At 62.6% G+C, this 17417-nt stretch carries 14 protein-coding genes; 1 reads left to right on the top strand and 13 read right to left on the bottom strand.

Translation table 11 applies throughout. The features are described 5' to 3' along the window. Positions 1-10: 10 nt before the first annotated feature. From AAC077_RS17195 to AAC077_RS17185, 3 genes are all read right to left on the bottom strand, one after another. Positions 11-3118, bottom strand: a complete 3108-nt coding sequence (locus AAC077_RS17195; RefSeq protein ID WP_339772124.1) for an efflux RND transporter permease subunit — start codon at positions 3116-3118, stop codon at positions 11-13. Positions 3119-3137: 19 nt separating this feature from the next. Further along, positions 3138-4322: an efflux RND transporter periplasmic adaptor subunit gene (locus AAC077_RS17190; protein ID WP_339772121.1), complete on the bottom strand. Its 1185-nt coding sequence runs from the start codon at positions 4320-4322 to the stop codon at positions 3138-3140. 153 nt (positions 4323-4475) lie between these two features. Then, a complete protein-coding gene (locus tag AAC077_RS17185; RefSeq protein WP_339772119.1) occupies positions 4476-4826 on the bottom strand; it encodes a RidA family protein in 351 nt (116 codons plus the stop codon). Positions 4827-5128: 302 nt separating this feature from the next. On the opposite strand from AAC077_RS17185, the gene AAC077_RS17180 reads away from it, so the two are divergent. After that, entirely contained in the window at positions 5129-6661 is a 1533-nt protein-coding gene (locus AAC077_RS17180; RefSeq protein WP_339772115.1) for a Fic family protein, read from the top strand. Positions 6662-6672: 11 nt separating this feature from the next. Here the strand turns inward: AAC077_RS17180 and AAC077_RS17175 are convergent, their stop codons facing one another. The 10 genes from AAC077_RS17175 to AAC077_RS17130 form a co-directional block, all read right to left on the bottom strand. Further along, positions 6673-7407, bottom strand: coding sequence for an amino acid ABC transporter ATP-binding protein (locus AAC077_RS17175; RefSeq protein ID WP_339772113.1), 735 nt, complete (start codon positions 7405-7407; stop codon positions 6673-6675). Beyond that, entirely contained in the window at positions 7404-8078 is a 675-nt protein-coding gene (locus tag AAC077_RS17170) for an amino acid ABC transporter permease (RefSeq protein WP_339772111.1), read from the bottom strand. Before AAC077_RS17170 ends, AAC077_RS17175 begins: the two co-directional genes overlap by 4 nt. 3 nt (positions 8079-8081) lie before the next feature. After that, the gene (locus AAC077_RS17165) at positions 8082-8840 is read right to left on the bottom strand and encodes an amino acid ABC transporter substrate-binding protein (protein WP_339772107.1); all 759 of its coding nucleotides are present in this window, start codon (positions 8838-8840) and stop codon (positions 8082-8084) included. A gap of 283 nt (positions 8841-9123) precedes the next feature. Continuing rightward, positions 9124-10020 (bottom strand): ABC transporter substrate-binding protein, encoded by an 897-nt coding sequence (locus AAC077_RS17160; RefSeq protein WP_339772171.1) that lies wholly within the window; start codon positions 10018-10020, stop codon positions 9124-9126. A 91-nt stretch (positions 10021-10111) separates the two neighbouring features. Beyond that, positions 10112-11110, bottom strand: a complete 999-nt coding sequence (locus tag AAC077_RS17155; RefSeq protein WP_339772105.1) for an ABC transporter permease — start codon at positions 11108-11110, stop codon at positions 10112-10114. Continuing rightward, positions 11107-12618 (bottom strand): sugar ABC transporter ATP-binding protein, encoded by a 1512-nt coding sequence (locus tag AAC077_RS17150; protein ID WP_339772102.1) that lies wholly within the window; start codon positions 12616-12618, stop codon positions 11107-11109. The genes AAC077_RS17155 and AAC077_RS17150 overlap by 4 nt, the downstream gene beginning before the upstream one ends. Next, complete coding sequence (locus tag AAC077_RS17145; protein ID WP_339772099.1) at positions 12615-13748, bottom strand: Gfo/Idh/MocA family oxidoreductase; 1134 nt, start codon at positions 13746-13748, stop codon at positions 12615-12617. Before AAC077_RS17145 ends, AAC077_RS17150 begins: the two co-directional genes overlap by 4 nt. Before the next feature lie 3 nt (positions 13749-13751). After that, complete coding sequence (locus AAC077_RS17140; protein WP_339772097.1) at positions 13752-14804, bottom strand: sugar phosphate isomerase/epimerase; 1053 nt, start codon at positions 14802-14804, stop codon at positions 13752-13754. A gap of 18 nt (positions 14805-14822) precedes the next feature. Next, positions 14823-16133, bottom strand: a complete 1311-nt coding sequence (gene xylA / locus AAC077_RS17135) for a xylose isomerase (protein WP_339772094.1) — start codon at positions 16131-16133, stop codon at positions 14823-14825. Further along, a complete protein-coding gene (locus AAC077_RS17130) occupies positions 16130-17137 on the bottom strand; it encodes a LacI family DNA-binding transcriptional regulator (RefSeq protein WP_339772091.1) in 1008 nt (335 codons plus the stop codon). Before AAC077_RS17130 ends, xylA begins: the two co-directional genes overlap by 4 nt. Between the last annotated feature and the right edge of the window lie 280 nt (positions 17138-17417).

Below are 17417 nucleotides of genomic sequence, written 5' to 3'. Positions count from 1 at the left end.
CCGGTTTGGGTCATCCGGTTTCGGCGCGGCCCTTGCGGGTCAGCCGCGAGATGATGACGAAAAAGAACGGCACGAACAGCACGCCAAAGACCGTGGCCGAAATCGTCCCCGCCAGCACACCGCTGCCGATGGCCGTCCGCCCGCCCGAACCCGCGCCGGTGCTGAGCAACAGCGGCAGAACGCCCAGCGAGAACGCCATCGAGGTCATGATAATCGGGCGGAACCGCTGTTTCGCGGCATCGACCGCAGCCTCGATCACGGTTTCGCCCTCGGCGCGGCGGTCGCGGGCAAATTCGACAATCAGGATCGCGTTTTTCCCCGTCAGACCGATGACCGTCAACAGGCCCACCTGAAAGAACACACCGTTTTCAAAGCCGCCCAGCCACGCGCCCGTCAGCGCGCCCAGCACGCCGATGGGCATGGCCAGCATCACCGCAAAGGGGATTGACCAGCTTTCGTAAAGTGCCGCCAGCGCAAGGAAAATCGCGGCCAGCGACAGCCCGTACAACAGCGGTGCCTGGCTGCCGGATTCCTGCTCTTCCAGCGACAGGCCGGTGGGCGCGATCTGAAAGCCGGGGGGCAACTGGTCGGCCAGCCGGTAGAGTTCCGCCAGACCGTCACCGGTGCTGACACCGGGCACGGGCGACCCCTGAAGCTGCATCGACGGCACGCCGTTGTAGCGGGTCACGCCCTGCGGTGCAAAAACCCACGAGGCATCGGCGAAGTTCGAGAACGGCACCAGCCCGCCGCTGGCATTGCGCACGCGCCATTTGTCCAGATCGGACGGCACCGCGCGGGCGTCGGCCTGACCCTGAACATAGACACGTTTGATCCGCCCCTCGTCGATAAAATCGTTCACATAGCGGCCGGCCCAGGCAATCGTCAGCAGGTTGCCCACGTCGGTGGCGGTCACGCCCATGGCCCCGGCACGCCGCCAGTCGATGTCCAGCTTGAACTGGGCTGCGTCTTCCAGACCGCTGGGGCGCAAGGATGCGATCAGCGGGCTTTGTGCTGCCATGCCCAGCAACTGGTTGCGGGCGTTCAAAAGCTGTTCGTGGGTCTGACCGCCACGGGCCTGCAAGTAGAAATCAAAGCCGGACACGTTGCCCAGTTCGATCACCGAAGGCGGCACAACCGGGAACACCATGGCGTCCTGTATCTGGCTGAACGCACCAAAGGCCCGACCCGCCAGCGCCTGCGCGCTTTGGTCGGCGGCCTCGCGGTCTTTCCAGTCTTTCAGGCGCACAAACATGATGCCGACGTTCTGGCCCTGACCGGCAAAGCTGAAGCCGACCACGCCGAACACCGATTCCACGATGTCGGATTCCTGTTCCAGATAGTAATCCTCGACCTGTTTCAGCACGTCCAGCGTGCGTTCGGACGTGGCGCCGGTGGGGGCCTGGATCAGGGTGAACAGAATCCCCTGATCCTCTTCCGGCAAAAACCCCTGCGGCGTGCGCAGGAACAACAGGCCCATCGCCACGATGATCCCGATATAGGCCAGCGCCGTCATGAACCGCCAGCGCACCAGCTTGCCCACGGTGGCAGCATAGCCCGTCATCAACTTGTCAAAGCCCCAGTTGAACGCACCGAACAGCCCGCCGCGTTTCTCGTGGCCCTTGGCCTTGAGCAGCGTCGCGCACAGCGCCGGTGTCAGGGTCAGCGCGACGACAACCGACAGCGTCATGGCCGAAATGATGGTGACCGCGAACTGCTTGTAGATCACACCGGTCGAGCCGGGAAAGAACGCCATCGGCACGAACACCGCCGACAGAACCACGGCAATCCCGATCAGCGCGCCGGTGATCTGGTCCATCGACTTGCGGGTCGCCTCGACGGGGCCAAGGCCCTCTTGCTCCATGATCCGCTCGACGTTTTCCACGACCACGATCGCGTCGTCCACCAGCAGACCGATGGCCAGCACCATCGCCAGCATGGTCAGCGTGTTGATCGAAAACCCGAAGGCCGCAAGCACGCCGAAGGTGCCCAGCAACACGACAGGCACGGCCAGCGTGGGCACCAGCGTCGCGCGGAAGTTCTGCAAAAACAGGTACATCACCAGGAACACCAGCACGATGGCTTCGACCAGCGTCTTGATCACTTCCTCGATCGAGATCTGCACAAAAGGCGTGGTGTCAAAGGGGATCACATAATCGACGCCTTCGGGAAAGAATTCCGCCAGCTCTTCCAGCCGTGTCTCGACCAGGGCGGCAGTGTCCAGCGCGTTGGCACCCGGTGCCAGCGAAATCGCCAGACCCGCCGAGGGGTTGCGGTTATAGCGCGATATGGTGGCATAGTTTTCGGCACCAATCTCGACCCGTGCCACATCATTGACCAGCACCAGACCACCGTCGGTTTCGGCGCGCAGAACGATCTGGCGGAAATCCTCGGGCGTGCGCAGCAAGGATTGCGCGGTGATGGTGGCGTTCAGCATCTGCCCGTCGACCGAAGGCATTGACCCGAAGGCACCCGCCGAAATCTGGGCGTTCTCGGCCGAGACAGCCGCGACCACATCCGCCGGCGTCAGTTCAAACGCGGCCAGCTTGGACGGGTCCAGCCAGATGCGCATGGCATATTGCGCCCCGAACACCTGCGCACTGCCCACGCCTTCGACGCGGCTGAGTTCGTTGACAAGGTTGGTGGACAGGTAATCGCCCAGATCGGTCGCGTCATATGTGCCCTCTTCGGCGATCAGCGACACGACCATCAGGAAACCGGCAGACGACTTTTGCACCGTCACACCCTGCCGCTGCACCACTTCGGGCAACAGCGCGCTGGCTTGTGACAGTTTGTTTTGCACCTGCACCTGCGCAATGTCGGGGTCGGTTCCGGTTTCGAACGTCAGCGTCACGCTGGCGCTGCCCGACGATGTGGACGACGACGACACATAGCGCAGCCCGTCCAGACCGGTCATCTGCTGTTCAATCACCTGCGTGACAGTGTTGGCCACGGTTTCCGCCGAGGCACCGGGATAGACCGCGTTGACCGTCACGGTGGGCGGGGCAATCTGCGGGTACTGGGCCACCGGCAGGGTCTGGATCGAAAGAATGCCGACCCCCATGATAAAGATCGAAATGACCCAGGCAAAGATCGGGCGGTCGATGAAAAAACGGGCCATGGCGGGATCTGATCCTGACTTATTCGGTTGCGGCCGGCGCGGCGGACGGGTCCGCGGCCGAGCCTGCTTCGGGCGCGGGGGCCGCGCCTTGTTCCTGCGGGGTCACGGTGGCGCCGGGGGCGGCCTTTTGCAGGCCCATCACGATCACGCGGTCACCGGGGTTCAGGCCGCTGTCGACCACCCAGTTGCTGCCCTGATCGCTGACCACCGAAAGCTGCCGCATCTCGACCACGTTTTCCGCGCCAACCACCAGTGCCGTGGGCTGTCCACGCCGGTCGCGGCTGACGGCCTCTTGCGGCACCAGATAGACGTTTTTGGCCGTGGTGGTGGCGATCTGAACCTGCACATACATGCCGGGCAACAGCAGTTTGTCGGGGTTGGCGAACTGCATCCGCAGCACGACGACGCCGGTCTGTTCGTTCACGTCCGGCTCAGCCGCGGTCAGGGTGCCGGTCTGGTCGAACACGCTGCCATCGGCCAGCGTCAGGGTCACATCCGTGGGCAGGTCTTCCAGCCGCGCGCCGATGTTGTCACGCCGCCATGCGATGATATCGGCGGCAGATTGGGTCACGTCCACATAAACGGGGTCGATGTTGCGGATCACCGCCATCGGCTCGGCCTGGCTTGCGGTCACCAGCGCACCACGGCTGGCCAGCGACCGGCCGATCTCGCCCGACAGACGGGCGCGGATCTGGGTGCGGTCCAACTGGATCTGTGCCGCTTGCAATTGCGCCTGTGCCGCTTGCACCGCAGCCGCCGCGATGTCGCGGGCGGCCACGGCACTGTCCAGCGCCTGTTCGCTGGCGACATTGCGCGATTGCAGCTCTTGCAGGCGTGTCTCTTCCTTCTGCGCCGACTTCAGCTGGGCATTGGCCTGTGCCACGGCGGCATTGGCTTGGGCCACGGCGGCCTCGTAGGTGGCAGCGTCGATGGTATACAGCACATCGCCTTCTTCGACGCGGCCGCCTTCCCTGAACTTGCGTTCCGTGATGATCCCGGCCACCTGCGGGCGCACTTCGGCCTGCGCCGAAGCCAGCACACGACCGGGCAGGGTGGTGGTCAGCGGCACATCCTGTGGCTGCACGGTGATCACGGTCACCGCAGCGGGCGGCATGCCCTGCTGTTGCGCAACGGCAGGCAGGCTGGAGCCGATAAGGAGAGCGGCCAGCACCGCAGGGCGCAGGCGGATATTCTGAAAAAGCATGGTCTGGTTCCAGTCTGGTTCGGACGCGCACGATCAGTCAGCGATACTAACCTAATGCGGCGGCGCAGCAAGACCCGGAAACAACAAGGAACGTGCAAAAATGCACAGTGTTCTCTGCCGCCACGGGGCAATCCCGTGGCGGCGGGGTCAAGGTCAGCGGCGCACAGCCGTGACGATCACTTCGACCTTGTATTCGGGCGTGGCCAGCGGCGCACCGCCACAGGCCCGTGCGGGTGTATGGCCCTGCGGCACCCAACCATCCCAGACCGCATTCATTTCGGCAAAGTCATTCATGTCCGCCAGCCAGATGATCGCTTGCAGGATCTGTTCCTTGTCCGACCCGACCTCGGCCAGCAATGTGTCGATCTGTTCCAGAATACCCTTGGTCTGCTCGGTCACGCTTGCGCCGGGGGCTGCAACCTGACCGGCAAGATAGATCATGTCGCCGTGGGTGACGATCTGGCTCATGCGGTGATTGGAGTGGTGACGTTCGATGGCGGCCATTGTGTTTCCTTTTTTGTGGCTGGATGGGTTCCGGGGCACTGTGTTGGCAAACTGTCCGAAGATGGCAAGCGGAAAAGCGGTTTGGGCTGCATTGCCCGAATACAACATAACTACGATTACACGTTTCCCGGTGAACATTGGCGCAGGACGTTGCCTGCTGCAAAACGCGGTTCAGCTATCGCACAAACACACCGCTGCCCTACAGAAACCGCACACCATGAAAACCTAAATACCTATCGACACGAAAACCTAAATATTATACAACCCGAAAACCTAAAACTTTCAGCCAAGGCGGACACCCCATGGCCATTGCCGCGGAAAAGCTTGCGCAGTCTCTCGAAGTTCTGCACGCCCTGCAATCCAGTGGTGTCACGGCCCTGCGGTCAAGTGACCTAAGCCGGACCCACCGGGAACGGCTGTTGAAGGCGGGGTTTATCAAGGACGTGATCAAGGGGTGGTATATTCCGTCCCGCCCTGACGAGATCACCGGTGAAAGCACCGCTTGGTACACGTCTTTCTGGGGGTTTTGCGCGCAATATCTTTCCGCCCGTTTTGGCAACGACTGGTCCCTGTCGCCCGAACAATCGTTGCAGTTGCACGCAGGCGACACGACCGTTCCGGCGCAGTTGCTGGTGCGGGCGGCCAAAGCGGGCAATATGAAAACCGACTTTCCGCACAAGACATCCATCTTTGAAACCCGCGCAACCTTTGCGCAGGGGGACGCGCTGGCGGTCAGAGACGGGCTGCGTCTGTTCTCGGTCGAGGCCGCGCTGATCCTTGTGCCGGAGCATTTCTTCAAACACAACGCGACCGAGGCGCGGACGGTGCTGGCGATCATGCCCGACGCGTCGGCCCTGTTGGGGCGTCTGCTTGAGGGCGGACACACCAGTGCGGCGGGACGTCTGGCGGGGGCGTTTCGCAGCATCGGCAAAGACCGCATCGCCGACGAGATCGTGCAGGCGATGAAAGCAGCATCGCATGATGTGCGCGAAATCAATCCGTTTGCAGACAACGTGGCGGTCCTGAACGCAGGGCGGGACAGCTCGCCGCATGTGCACCGCATCCGGCTGAAGTGGGCCGCCATGCGCGCGGATGTGATCGCGCATTTTCCGGCGGCGCGGCCCGTGACCAATGATGCAAACGCCTATCTGACCGCGATGGACGACCTTTATGTCACCGATGCCTATCATTCGCTGTCGATCGAAGGGTATCAGGTGTCCCCTGCCCTGATCGACAAGGTCCGCCGGGGCGGGTGGAACCCCGACGGCGACACGCAGGACCGCGCGATGAAAGACGCGCTGGCAGCGCGCGGCTATTGGGAAGCCTTTCAGGTGGTGCGCGACAGCGTGCGCGCGGTTCTGCATGGCGACGACGCGGGCGCGGTGGCGGAACGTGACCTGACAGCATGGTATCGCGCGCTGTTCACGCCCTCGGTGGGCGCCGGCATTCTGAAGGCGTCTCAGCTTGCAGGCTATCGCAGCGCGCCGGTCTATATTCGCGGCTCGCAGCATGTGCCGATGAACGTCGAAGCGGTCCGCGACTGTATGCCCGTGTTTTTCGACCTGGTGCAGTCCGAACCAGATCCAGCGGTGCGTGTGGTGCTGGGGCATTTCGTCTTTGTCTATATCCATCCGTTTCTGGACGGCAACGGACGCACCGCGCGGTTCCTGATGAACGTGATGATGGCGGCGGCGGGGCTACCGTGGACGGTGATCAAGGTCGACGACCGCGCCGATTACATGGCAGCCCTTGAAGCGGCCAGCGTGCGCGACGACATCGTGCCCTTTGCGCAGTTTCTGGCACGCACGCTGAAGGATGCGGACCCCGCCCTGTAGCCGGGCTTCGATCACCCTTCGACGCGCTTCAGGAACTTGCGCAGACGCGCATCCTGCGGCGCGCCAAAGATCTGTGACGGCGGGCCGCTTTCGACGATCCTACCGCCTTCCATGAACAGAACACGATCCGCGATTTCACGGGCAAACTGCATCTCGTGGGTGACGATCAGCATGGTTTGCCGGCGCTCGGCCACGGCGCGCATCAGGTCCAGAACCTCGCCCACCCATTCGGGGTCCAGCGCGGATGTGGGTTCGTCAAACAACAGCAACTCGGCCCCCAGCGCCATGGCGCGGCCAATGCCGACACGCTGTTGCTGCCCCCCCGACAGCGCCGACGGATAGCTGTCGGCCTTGTCCGCCAGACCGGTTTCCGCCAGCACCGCCAGCGCGCGCTGCTCTGCCTCGGCGCGGGGGCGCTTTTGCACGGTGGTCAGCGCCTCCATGATGTTTTCCTTGGCCGTCTTGTTGGCGAACAGCCCATAGTTCTGAAACACCATGCCGGTGCGGCGGCGCAGCGCCAGAATGTCGGCCTTGCGCGCCTTTGCGGCGTCCACCGTCACGTCGCCAATGGTAATGACACCGGCCTGCGGTGCGTCCAGAAAGTTCAGACAGCGCAGCAATGTCGATTTGCCGGTGCCGGACGGGCCGATCACAACCACACGTTCCCCATCGGCAATGTCCAGATCAATGCCGTCCAGCACGGGTGCCGCGCCAAAATGCTTTGTCAAACCACGCACACGGATCATCGCACAAACGCCTTGTTCAGATAGGTTTCCAGCCGCTTCTGGCCTTGGCTCAGGACTTCGACGATCACCCAGTAGATGATCGCCACCACAAGAAACGCCTCGAAATACAGGAAACTGCCAGCCGCCTCTTTCTGTGCGGCCCCCATCATTTCGGTAACCCCCAGCGTGAACGCCAGCGACGTGCCCTTGATCATGTCGATAAAGTAATTGACCAGCGTGGGTGCGGCGACCCGTGCCGCCTGTGGCAGGATAATCCGCCACATCATCTGGCCTTGGGTCATGCCGATGGACTGCGCGGCCTCCCACTGGCTGCGGTCCACGCCGACAATCGCGGCGCGGATCGATTCCGCCATATAGGCCGAAAAATGCAGCGTCAGCCCCATGATCGCCGCCGTGACCCCGTCGATCTGGGTCAGCGCGGGCAAAATCTGTGGCAGGCCAAAGTAGAACAGGAACAGTTGCACCAGCAGCGGCGTGCCGCGGAAAAAGCTGATGAACAGCACCACGAACCAGTCCAGCACCGGCACTTTTGCCACCCGCTCGACCGCCAGCAGCGCCCCAAGGATCAGCGCCAGCACCATGCCCGCGCCCGCAATGAACAGCGTCAGCGGCACATAGCCCAGAATAACGGGCACCAGTCCCAGCATGTAATCAAGGTCAAGCGCCCGCATGGGTCAATCCGCCGTGGTGATGTCGGTGCCGAACCATTTCTGCGAGATCTCGGCCAGCGTGCCATCGTCCCGCAGGCTGGTCAGCGCGGCATCCACGCGGTCGCGCAGGGCGCGGTCGGCTTCGGTGTCACGGAAAGGCAGCGCGTTGCGGATTTCCGAAAACGGCTGACCGGCCAGTTGCAGCGGCAGCGGGCTTTCCTGGATCAACTGCGCCGACGACACGCGGTCCATCACAAAGGCATCGACCCGCCCAAGCGCGGTGTCCTGCGCGATGTTGGAATCGTAGGTCTTGACCGTGATCTCATCCGCATAGGGCAGCGCGTTCAACAACTGTTCGAAATTCGAACCCAGATTCACCGCGACGGTCTTGCCACGCAGATCCTCGACGCCGGTGATCTCGTCGTTGCCCGCCTTGGTCACGACCTGTGCGCCGTCGATGACATAGGGCGCGGTAAAGATGAACTTGGCCTCGCGTTCCGGCGTGATGGTGATCTGGTTGGCAATCGTGTCGATCCGGCCCGCGTCCAGCGCGCCGATCAGACCCGAAAACGCCATGGTTTCAAACGTCACGTCCAGCCCGGCCTGTGCGCCCACGGCGTTCATCACGTCGACTTCAAAGCCTTGCAGTTCGTCCAGCTTGACGAAGGTGAACGGGAAATAGCCGCCCGACATGCCCACGCGCAGCGTGTCGGTGCCCTGGGCGATGGCGGGGCCGCCGAATGTGACCGCAAGGGCGGTGGCGGCGATGATCTGTTTCAGCATTGCGTTTACTCCTGTAGCTCTTGCCCTCCAAATGTCACTGCAGCCGGTGCGCTTCAACGGGTCCGCAAAATCAAGAAGATTTATCCGCGCCGGTGCGTGCAGTGACGGCGCTGTTCGCTTGGAAAGGCGCCATGGGAATATTATTCCCCATCCAGAAGAAAAACAAAACAAACCATCGCGCCATTGCGCGGGAAATCAGCGCAAACAGAACGGATATGCGCCGGTTGCAATGCCGTCACAGGTGGCCGAAGGACAACAAAGCCCTTCGGCCGGGTCATAGGGATCAGAACGGGCTGTCTTCGTAATAGAAGTCAGCGGCGTTGTCCGCAGTGATCAGCACCGACCCGATGGTGAACGTGCCGGACACCGGCGCGGTCGAGGTCAGGCCCACGGCGGTCATCTCGATGGCGGTCGCAATCATCGACGGCGGATAGGTCACATCTGCCGGGATCATCGGATCGCCATCGCGCACCTTGGCCACCATTTCCTTCATGCCGGCACCGCCAAGCACGAACTTGATGTCATCGCGCCCAGATTGTTCGATGGCCGCCAGCACACCGATGGCCATATCGTCATCCGAGGCCCAGACCGCGTCGATCTTGTCGTATTTCGACAGGAAATCCTGCATCACGGTAAAGCTGTCGTCGCGGTTCCAGTTGCCGTGCTCCATCGCCAGAACGTTGATGCCCGATCCGTCAATCGCACTTTGGAACCCTTCGACGCGCTCGTTGTCGATGGTGGTCGGGATGCCACGGAACACAACGATGTCGCCGCCATCCGGCATGGCAGACACCATGTATTCACCCGACACCTTGCCAAAGCCGGGGTTGTCGCCCGCCACGTACAGATCCTCGATCCCCGGCTGCGCCAGACCACGGTCCACCACGGTCACCCATGCGCCGCTGTCCGCGACCGCCTTGACCGGGCTGGTCAGCGGTTCGGATTCGAACGGCAGAACCACCAGCGCGCTGATGTTGCGCGTGGCCAGCATGTCTTCGATGTCGTTGACCTGTTTGGCCGGATCAGATGCGGTTGCCAGCACGAAATCCAGCTCGGGATAGACCTTTTCCAGCCGGTCCACCGCCTGTTGCGCGTGAAAGTTCATGCCGCCCGCCCAGCCGTGCGTTGCCGCCGGGATCGACACCCCGATGACCTTGGTTTCCTGTGCCAGCACCGGCATCGCCAGTGTCGCCGCCAGCGCGGCCGCCGTAATTTTCGCAAATTTCATGGCTTATCTCCTCTGTTTACCATGTTCTCCCGAAGGGCTGTCCTCAGCTCTCCGCCTTCTTGTCGCGCTGAAGGATGACGGCCAGGATGATGATCACACCCTGTATGGCCCCGTTCAGATAGGGCGATACGCCATCCGTCAGATTCAAAATATTGTCGATCAGCGACAGGATCAGCACGCCGATCACCGTGCCCCAGACGCGGCCAAAACCGCCCTTCAGCATGGTGCCGCCGATGATCACTGCCGCGATGGCCTCCAGCTCCCACAGCACCCCCGTGCTGGGCGACGCCGAGCCAAGGCGCGGCACGTACATGATCGTGGCCACCCCAACGAGGATGCCCAGAAACACATAGGTCAGCATCCGCACGCGGTTGACGTTGACCGATGAATAGCGCGCCACCTGATCGTTGGACCCGACCGCCGCCGCATGGCGTCCGAAGGCCGCGCGCCGCATCACCAGCTCGCCGATGATCGCCACCAGCGCAAACACGATGATCGGCCAACTGATCCCCAGGATGCCGTCGAAATAGATCGGCCGGATCACCGACCGCATCCCGAAATCCAGCGACAGCGTGCCACCATCGGCCAGCCATGTGACCAGACTGCGGTAGATGCCCATGGTGCCCAGCGTCACGATAAACGCCTCGATCCGCATGGTGGTGATCAGGAATCCGTTGACGAACCCGGCCAGCGTGCCGGCGACCATCGCCGTGAGCATGCCCACGAAAACCAAGGGCCACCCCGGCCCCATCACCGGCAACATCGCGTTCATCACCAGAATCATCAGCCCGGCGATAAAGGCCGCCATCGACCCGACCGACAGGTCCAGCCCGCCGCCGGTGATGACAAACGTCATGCCCACCGCGATGATCCCGATAAAGGCGGACCGCGACAGCACGTTGGTGATATTGGCCGCGCTCAGGAAATTCCCGTTCAGCGCGGCGCCCACAACGACCAGCACGACCAGCGCCAGAATAGGCCCCAGAACCTTCAGGTTCACGCGGTTTGCTGCCCGTGTGGGCTGTGTTTCGGTGGCTGTCATTGCAATGCCTCTTGCCTGTTCGCGCCCAGACCCATGGCCAGCCGCACAATCTTGTCTTCTGTCATGTCATCGCCGCTGACCTCGCCCGCAATGGTGCCCAGCCGCATGACCAGCACACGGTCGGCCAGCCCGATGACCTCTTGCATTTCGGAACTGACCACGATGATGGATTTGCCCGCAGCGGACAGCGCGTGGATGAATTCGTAAATCTGTTGCTTGGTGCCGATGTCGATGCCGCGCGTCGGTTCGTCGATGATCACGATGTCGGGGTCGGTCAGCATGATCTTGGCGATCAGCAGCTTTTGCTGGTTGCCCCCCGACAGGTTGCCCACCAGCACGTCGCGGGTCGGTGCGCGAATGTCGAAATCGGCAATCGCCTTGGTCAGCGCGTCCTCTTCCGCTGCGTGGTCAATCAGCCAGTTCGAGAAATCCGGCAGCGCCTGCAAGGTCAGGTTCTCGCGCATCCCCTTTTGCAGCAGCAGCCCCCGCCCCTTGCGGTCTTCGGTCAGGTAACACAGCCCCGCCGCCTGCGCCTGTTGCGGTGACTTCAGCGACACGGGCCGCCCGTTGATGCGCACATCGCCATGGGCGGTGCGCAGGCCCGTCAGCCCCTCCATCGCCTCGGTGCGCCCCGATCCGATCAGCCCCGAGATACCCAGAATTTCCCCCTTGCGCAGGGTAAAGCAGATGTCGCGGGCATAGCCGGGCACGGTCAGCCCGGAGACCTCAAGCGCCGGATCATCGCCCACGGCGGCGGTGCGCACAGGGTACAGCGACGACACATCGCGCCCCACCATCGCCTGCGCCATCTGGTCCTCGGTATAGTCGCGGGTCATGCCCTGCGCCACAACATGCCCGTCGCGCAAAACCGTGATCCGGTCCGAGATCCGCTTGACCTCGTCCAGTTTGTGCGAGGTGAACAGGATTGCCACGCCCTCGGCCTTCAGGCGGTCCACCTGTTCAAACAAAACCTCGGCCTCGCGTTCGGTCAACACCGCGGTGGGTTCGTCCATGATCAGAACCTGCGCGCGGCGCGACAGCGCCTTGGCGATCTCGACCATCTGCTTGTCGGCGTTGGAAATGTCACGCACGCGCGCATCAGGTGACACCGTGCAATTCAGCCGTTCCAGCAGCTTGCGCGTCTCGGCCTGCATCGCGGTCCGATCCAGAAACAACCCGCGCCGCTTTTCGTGGCCAAGGAAAATGTTCTGCTCAACGTTCAACTGGTCGGCCAGATTGAACTCTTGATGGATCAGCACAACGCCCTGCGCCTCGGCCTGTTGCGACGAGGCAAAGCGCACCGGCGCATCGTCCAGCTTCACCTGCCCCCTGGTCGGTTCCAGATAACCCGACATGATCTTCATCGCCGTCGATTTCCCCGCCCCGTTCTCTCCGATCAGGGCGTGCACCTCGCCGGGTCGCAGGGTCAGGTTGATGTCGTGCAAAACCTGCACCGGCCCGAAACTGCGGCAAACGTCGGACAGGGTCAGGGCGCGGGTTTCGCTCATAGTTTAACCCACGCCGCATCGCGTTTCGACGACCGCACGCAAGCGTCGATAAAGGCGACCCCTTCCAGCCCGTCCTGCACGGTGGGCAACACGTGGTCCGGCATCTTGCCGTCCCGCGCCGCGACAATCAGGTCCGCGGCTTCGTTGTAGATGTTGGCGAACCCTTCAAGATACCCCTCGGGATGCCCGCCCGGAATGCGCGAGGCACCTTGATTGCCCGCCGTCGCACCAGCCCCGTTGCGGGTCAGCAGGCGCTTGGGCTGCCCGAAGGGGGTGAACCACAGATAGTTCGGATCTTCCTGCGCCCATTCCAGCCCGCCCTTGTCGCCGTACACCCGCAACCGCAGACCGTTTTCATTGCCGGGCGCCACCTGCGACGACCACAACATGCCCTTGGCCCCACCATCAAACCGCAGCATCACATGCACGTTGTCATCCAGCCGCCGCCCTTCGACAAAGGTGGTCAGATCAGCGGCCAGACTTTCCAACCGCAACCCCGTGACAAAGCGCGCAAGGTTGTAGGCGTGGGTGCCGATGTCGCCCACACAGCCACCCGCGCCAGAGCGTTCGGGGTCGGTGCGCCATTCTGCCTGCTTGCTGCCGTCAGCCTCGACCGGATCGGTCAGCCAGTCTTGCGGATATTCGACCTGCACAACCCGCAACGTGCCCAGATCACCTTGCCGGATCATCTCGCGGGCCTGCCGGACCATCGGGTAACCGGTGTAATTGTGCGTCAGCACAAACAGCGCGTCCGACTTCTCGGCTGCCGCCACCAGCTTTTTCGCATCCGCCAGCGTCGAGGTCAGCGGCTTGTCACAGATCACATGGATTCCGCGTTTCAGGAACTCGCGCGCCGCCGGGTAATGCACATGGTTCGGCGTGACAATCGCCACCGCCTCGACCCCGTCCTTCAACCGCGCCTCGCGTTTGGCCATCTCGGTGAAATCACCATAACAACGGTCCTCGGCCAGCCCCTGCGCAGCACCCGAGGCCTTGGATTTCTCCGCCGTCGACGACAGCGCCCCCGCGACAAGCTGAAACCGCCCGTCAATGCGCGACGCAATGCGATGCACCCCGCCGATGAATGCGTCATTGCCGCCGCCGATCATGCCCAGTCTGATAGGTTTCATCGGTCAAATCCCCATCATCTTGGCGTTCAGCGCGGTGTCCGCCCCGCCGTCCGCGAAATCGTCAAAGGCGCGCTCGGTGACACGAATGATGTGATCCTTGACGAACTGCGCCCCCTCGCGGGCGCCGTCCTCGGGATGCTTGATCGCGCATTCCCATTCCACCACGGCCCAGCCGTCGAAATCATTGGCCGCCATCTTGGAAAACACCGCGCCGAAATCGACCTGCCCGTCGCCCAGACTGCGGAACCGCCCTGCGCGGTTGACCCATGATTGATAGCCGCCATAGACACCCTGCCGCCCCGTCGGATTGAACTCGGCGTCCTTGACGTGGAACATGCGGATGCGGTCGCGGTAAATGTCGATATTGTCGAGATAATCCAGGCATTGCAGCACGTAATGCGACGGATCGTACAGCATGTTGGCGCGTGCGTGATTGCCGGTGCGTTCCAGAAACATCTCGTAGGTGATCCCGTCGTGCAGATCCTCGCCCGGGTGGATTTCGTAGCAGACATCGACGCCGCAATCCTCGGCGTGGTCCAGAATTGGCAACCACCGCTTTGCCAGCTCGTCAAAGGCCTGCTCGACCAGACCGGCGGGCCGCTGCGGCCACGGATAGACATAGGGCCACGCCAGCGCGCCCGAAAACGTCGCATGTGCCCCGATGCCCAGGTGTTTTGACGCGGTCAGCGCCTTTTTCACCTGATCGACCGCCCATTCCTGACGTGCCTTGGGATTGCCGCGCACGCTTTCGGCGGCGAACCCGTCAAACACGTCGTCATAGGCGGGGTGCACCGCAACCAGCTGCCCTTGCAGGTGCGTCGAAAGCTCGGTCACCTCGACACCATTGGCACGCGCCTGCCCGGCCCAATCCTCGCAATAGCCTTTGGACGCGGCGGCCTGATCCAGATCAATCAGCCGCGCGTCCCAGCTTGGCACCTGAACGCCCTTGTAGCCGCAGTCGGCGGCCCATTTGGTGATCGCATCCCATGAATTGTGCGGCGCGTCGTCGCCTGCGAACTGCGCCAGAAACAGCGCCGGACCCTTGATCGTTTTCATGTCATTCCTCCCTTTTCGTCAGACGTAGCGGTTGACGATATTCTCAAGCTTTTCCTGCGCGCCGGATCGCGGTTGCGGGTTCACGCGGGCCTGCTCGGCACGGGCCGCGATCCCGTCCAGCGTGGCACCTGCGGCCAGCATGGCTTGCGCATCGGCGCTGTCCCAACCGGCGTAACGGGCGCGGCGCGGTGCCTCCAGCGCGTCATCCTCAATCATCCGGTACGCCGATTTCAGGCCCCGCGCGCAGATGTCCATCGCCCCCACATGGGCCGCAATCAGGTCTTCGGGGTCCAGCGATTGCCGCCGCAGCTTGGCGTCGAAATTGGTGCCGCCGGTGGTGAACCCGCCCGCCATCAACACCTCGTAATAGGCCAGCGCCGCCTCTGACGGGGAATTGGGGAACTGGTCGGTGTCCCAGCCGGACTGGTAATCGTTGCGGTTCATGTCGATCGACCCGAAAATGCCCAGCGTGCGCGCCATGGCCAGTTCGTGTTCAAACGAATGACCGGCCAGAATCGCGTGGCCCTGCTCCACGTTCACCTGAACCTCGTTTTCCAGCCCGAACCGCTTGAGGAACCCATAGACCGTGGCCACATCGTAATCATACTGGTGTTTGGTCGGCTCCTGCGGCTTCGGCTCGATCAGGATCGCGCCCTTGAAGCCGATCTTGTGTTTGTATTCGACCACCATCGACAGGAACCGGCCCATCTGTTCCAGCTCGCGGCCCAGATCGGTGTTCAGCAGCGTCTCGTATCCCTCGCGCCCGCCCCACAGCACATAGTTCTCGCCGTTCAAACGGTGGGTCACGTCCATGCACGCCTTTACCGTCGACGCGCAATAAGCGAACACATCCGGGTCGGGGTTGGTGCTGGCGCCCGACATATAGCGCCGGTTCGAGAACATGTTGGCGGTGCCCCACAGCAACTTCGGACCGCCGTTCGCCATCTTTTTCTCGAAATAATCGGCCATCTCGTTCAGGCGCTTGTGGCTTTCGGCCAGACTGTCGCCTTCGGGGCGCACATCATGATCGTGAAAGCAAAAGAACGGCACATCCAGAATGCGGAACATGTCAAAGGCGGCGTCCGCCTTGGCGCGGGCCAGATCCATCGTGTCGGCAGGGAACCACGGGCGCTGGAACGTCTGCCCGCCAAAGGGATCGTTCCCCTCCCAGACAAAGTTGTGCCAATAGCAAACGGCAAAGCGCAGATGATCGGCCATCGTCTTGTCGCCCAGCTTTTCCGGCGCGTTGTAATGGCGATATGCCAGCGGATTGGTGCTGTCTGCCCCTTCAAAGGTCACGGGGGCGATGTCTGCGAAATATTGGCTCACTGTATGTTCTCACGGCTGTAGATGTTCAATTTGATCCTGCCGGCATCGGCAGGAGGTGTGATGGAATCCGTCAGGTCACGCATGACCCCGACGGCGGCAATGACGCCCGCGCGAATGTCCTGATCAATCACCAGATCAAAGGTGCCGGTGCGCAGCGCCTCGCGCGAAATCTGGGTCAGTTCGTGCACGATGGTTACGGGCTTGGGGTCCAGCGTGCCGACCGCGCGCACCAGCCCGCGATTGCCCGCCCCGATGGCATAGATCCCGGCAATCGGCCGGTCGCGGGCCGCGTCCAGAACGATCTGTTCCACCCGGGCGGCATCGTCAGCCCCCTGGGCTGCGGGCAACAACGTGCAACCGTCGAACCGCTCTTGCATGACCATCTGGAACCCCAGCAAACGCTCGCTGTGGTCCCGCGCGGCCAGCGACCCCGCAATCATCAGGATGTTACCCGCATCCTTGATGAACCGCCCCATGAACTCGGCCGCGGTGCGCCCCGCCATGACGTTGTCGGGGCCGACATAGGCGTCCCGCCCCGAACTGGGCAGGTCCGCGACAAGGCTGACAACCCTGACACCGGAGGCAAGAAGCGATGCGATTTCCTCGTTGATCTCGGGGGCCTCGCTGACCATCACCGCGACCGCATCGCAATCCAGATTGCGCAACGCCGCGATCTGATCCTCGACATCAAAGGGACGGGTCGGGACGATCTGGACAACCACCTGTTCCTCCCGCAGCCGATGCTGTTCCTGCGCAAGTGCCGCGTGCAACAAGGCCACAAAGCCGGTGTCGCCGGTCGGCACGACAAAACAGAAGCGATAGATGCGGCGGCGCGACAGGTTGGCGGCGGCCAGATTGCGGACATATCCGGTCTGGACAACAGCCGCCTTGACGCGATCCACGACCTTGGCCGACACGCCGCCGCGATTGTTCAGAACGCGATCGACGGTCGCAAGGCTAACCTGCGCCACCTCAGCGACATCGCGTACCGTTGGCCCGCTCATCCCGATTCCCCCCCCAGTTGCCCAAGGATCGGAGAATTCTTGAGGTACGTCAATCAAATTTCTGACGGCAATGCCTCAAATGCCATGAGGCCGCCCCCGGGGCGCGCGGGCTTACCTGCCAGAAAACACGGATCGCCAACTAAGACATACGGGTATCTCGGCCGTGATTCCCGTCATGTGCCCTCACGGGCCCTTGTGCTGTACCGAACAGGATGGCGGGTCGCGGGCCATAATAGCATAACATGCTGTTAATGAACGATTTTATCACACGCGCGAATTC

Origin of the sequence: uncultured Pseudosulfitobacter sp., assembly GCF_963976325.1 — a bacterium.
In the GTDB taxonomy this organism is placed as follows: Bacteria; Pseudomonadota; Alphaproteobacteria; order Rhodobacterales; family Rhodobacteraceae; genus Pseudosulfitobacter.
Note: the sequence above shows the minus strand (reverse complement) of the source record. Positions and strands in the feature narration are given on the sequence as shown.

What these genes read in the sequence shown, in the direction of transcription:
- AAC077_RS17130 (WP_339772091.1), bottom strand. Translation starts at nt 17,137, where the DNA reads ATGAGCGGGCCAACGGTACGCGATGTCGCTGAGGTGGCGCAGGTTAGC.
- AAC077_RS17140 (WP_339772097.1), bottom strand. Translation starts at nt 14,804, where the DNA reads ATGAAAACGATCAAGGGTCCGGCGCTGTTTCTGGCGCAGTTCGCAGGC.
- AAC077_RS17175 (WP_339772113.1), bottom strand. Translation starts at nt 7,407, where the DNA reads ATGATCCGTGTGCGTGGTTTGACAAAGCATTTTGGCGCGGCACCCGTG.
- AAC077_RS17195 (WP_339772124.1), bottom strand. Translation starts at nt 3,118, where the DNA reads ATGGCCCGTTTTTTCATCGACCGCCCGATCTTTGCCTGGGTCATTTCG.
- AAC077_RS17170 (WP_339772111.1), bottom strand. Translation starts at nt 8,078, where the DNA reads ATGCGGGCGCTTGACCTTGATTACATGCTGGGACTGGTGCCCGTTATT.
- AAC077_RS17185 (WP_339772119.1), bottom strand. Translation starts at nt 4,826, where the DNA reads ATGGCCGCCATCGAACGTCACCACTCCAATCACCGCATGAGCCAGATC.
- AAC077_RS17190 (WP_339772121.1), bottom strand. Translation starts at nt 4,322, where the DNA reads ATGCTTTTTCAGAATATCCGCCTGCGCCCTGCGGTGCTGGCCGCTCTC.
- AAC077_RS17180 (WP_339772115.1), top strand. Translation starts at nt 5,129, where the DNA reads ATGGCCATTGCCGCGGAAAAGCTTGCGCAGTCTCTCGAAGTTCTGCAC.
- AAC077_RS17160 (WP_339772171.1), bottom strand. Translation starts at nt 10,020, where the DNA reads ATGCCGGTGCTGGCACAGGAAACCAAGGTCATCGGGGTGTCGATCCCG.
- AAC077_RS17150 (WP_339772102.1), bottom strand. Translation starts at nt 12,618, where the DNA reads ATGAGCGAAACCCGCGCCCTGACCCTGTCCGACGTTTGCCGCAGTTTC.
- AAC077_RS17145 (WP_339772099.1), bottom strand. Translation starts at nt 13,748, where the DNA reads ATGAAACCTATCAGACTGGGCATGATCGGCGGCGGCAATGACGCATTC.
- AAC077_RS17165 (WP_339772107.1), bottom strand. Translation starts at nt 8,840, where the DNA reads ATGCTGAAACAGATCATCGCCGCCACCGCCCTTGCGGTCACATTCGGC.
- AAC077_RS17155 (WP_339772105.1), bottom strand. Translation starts at nt 11,110, where the DNA reads ATGACAGCCACCGAAACACAGCCCACACGGGCAGCAAACCGCGTGAAC.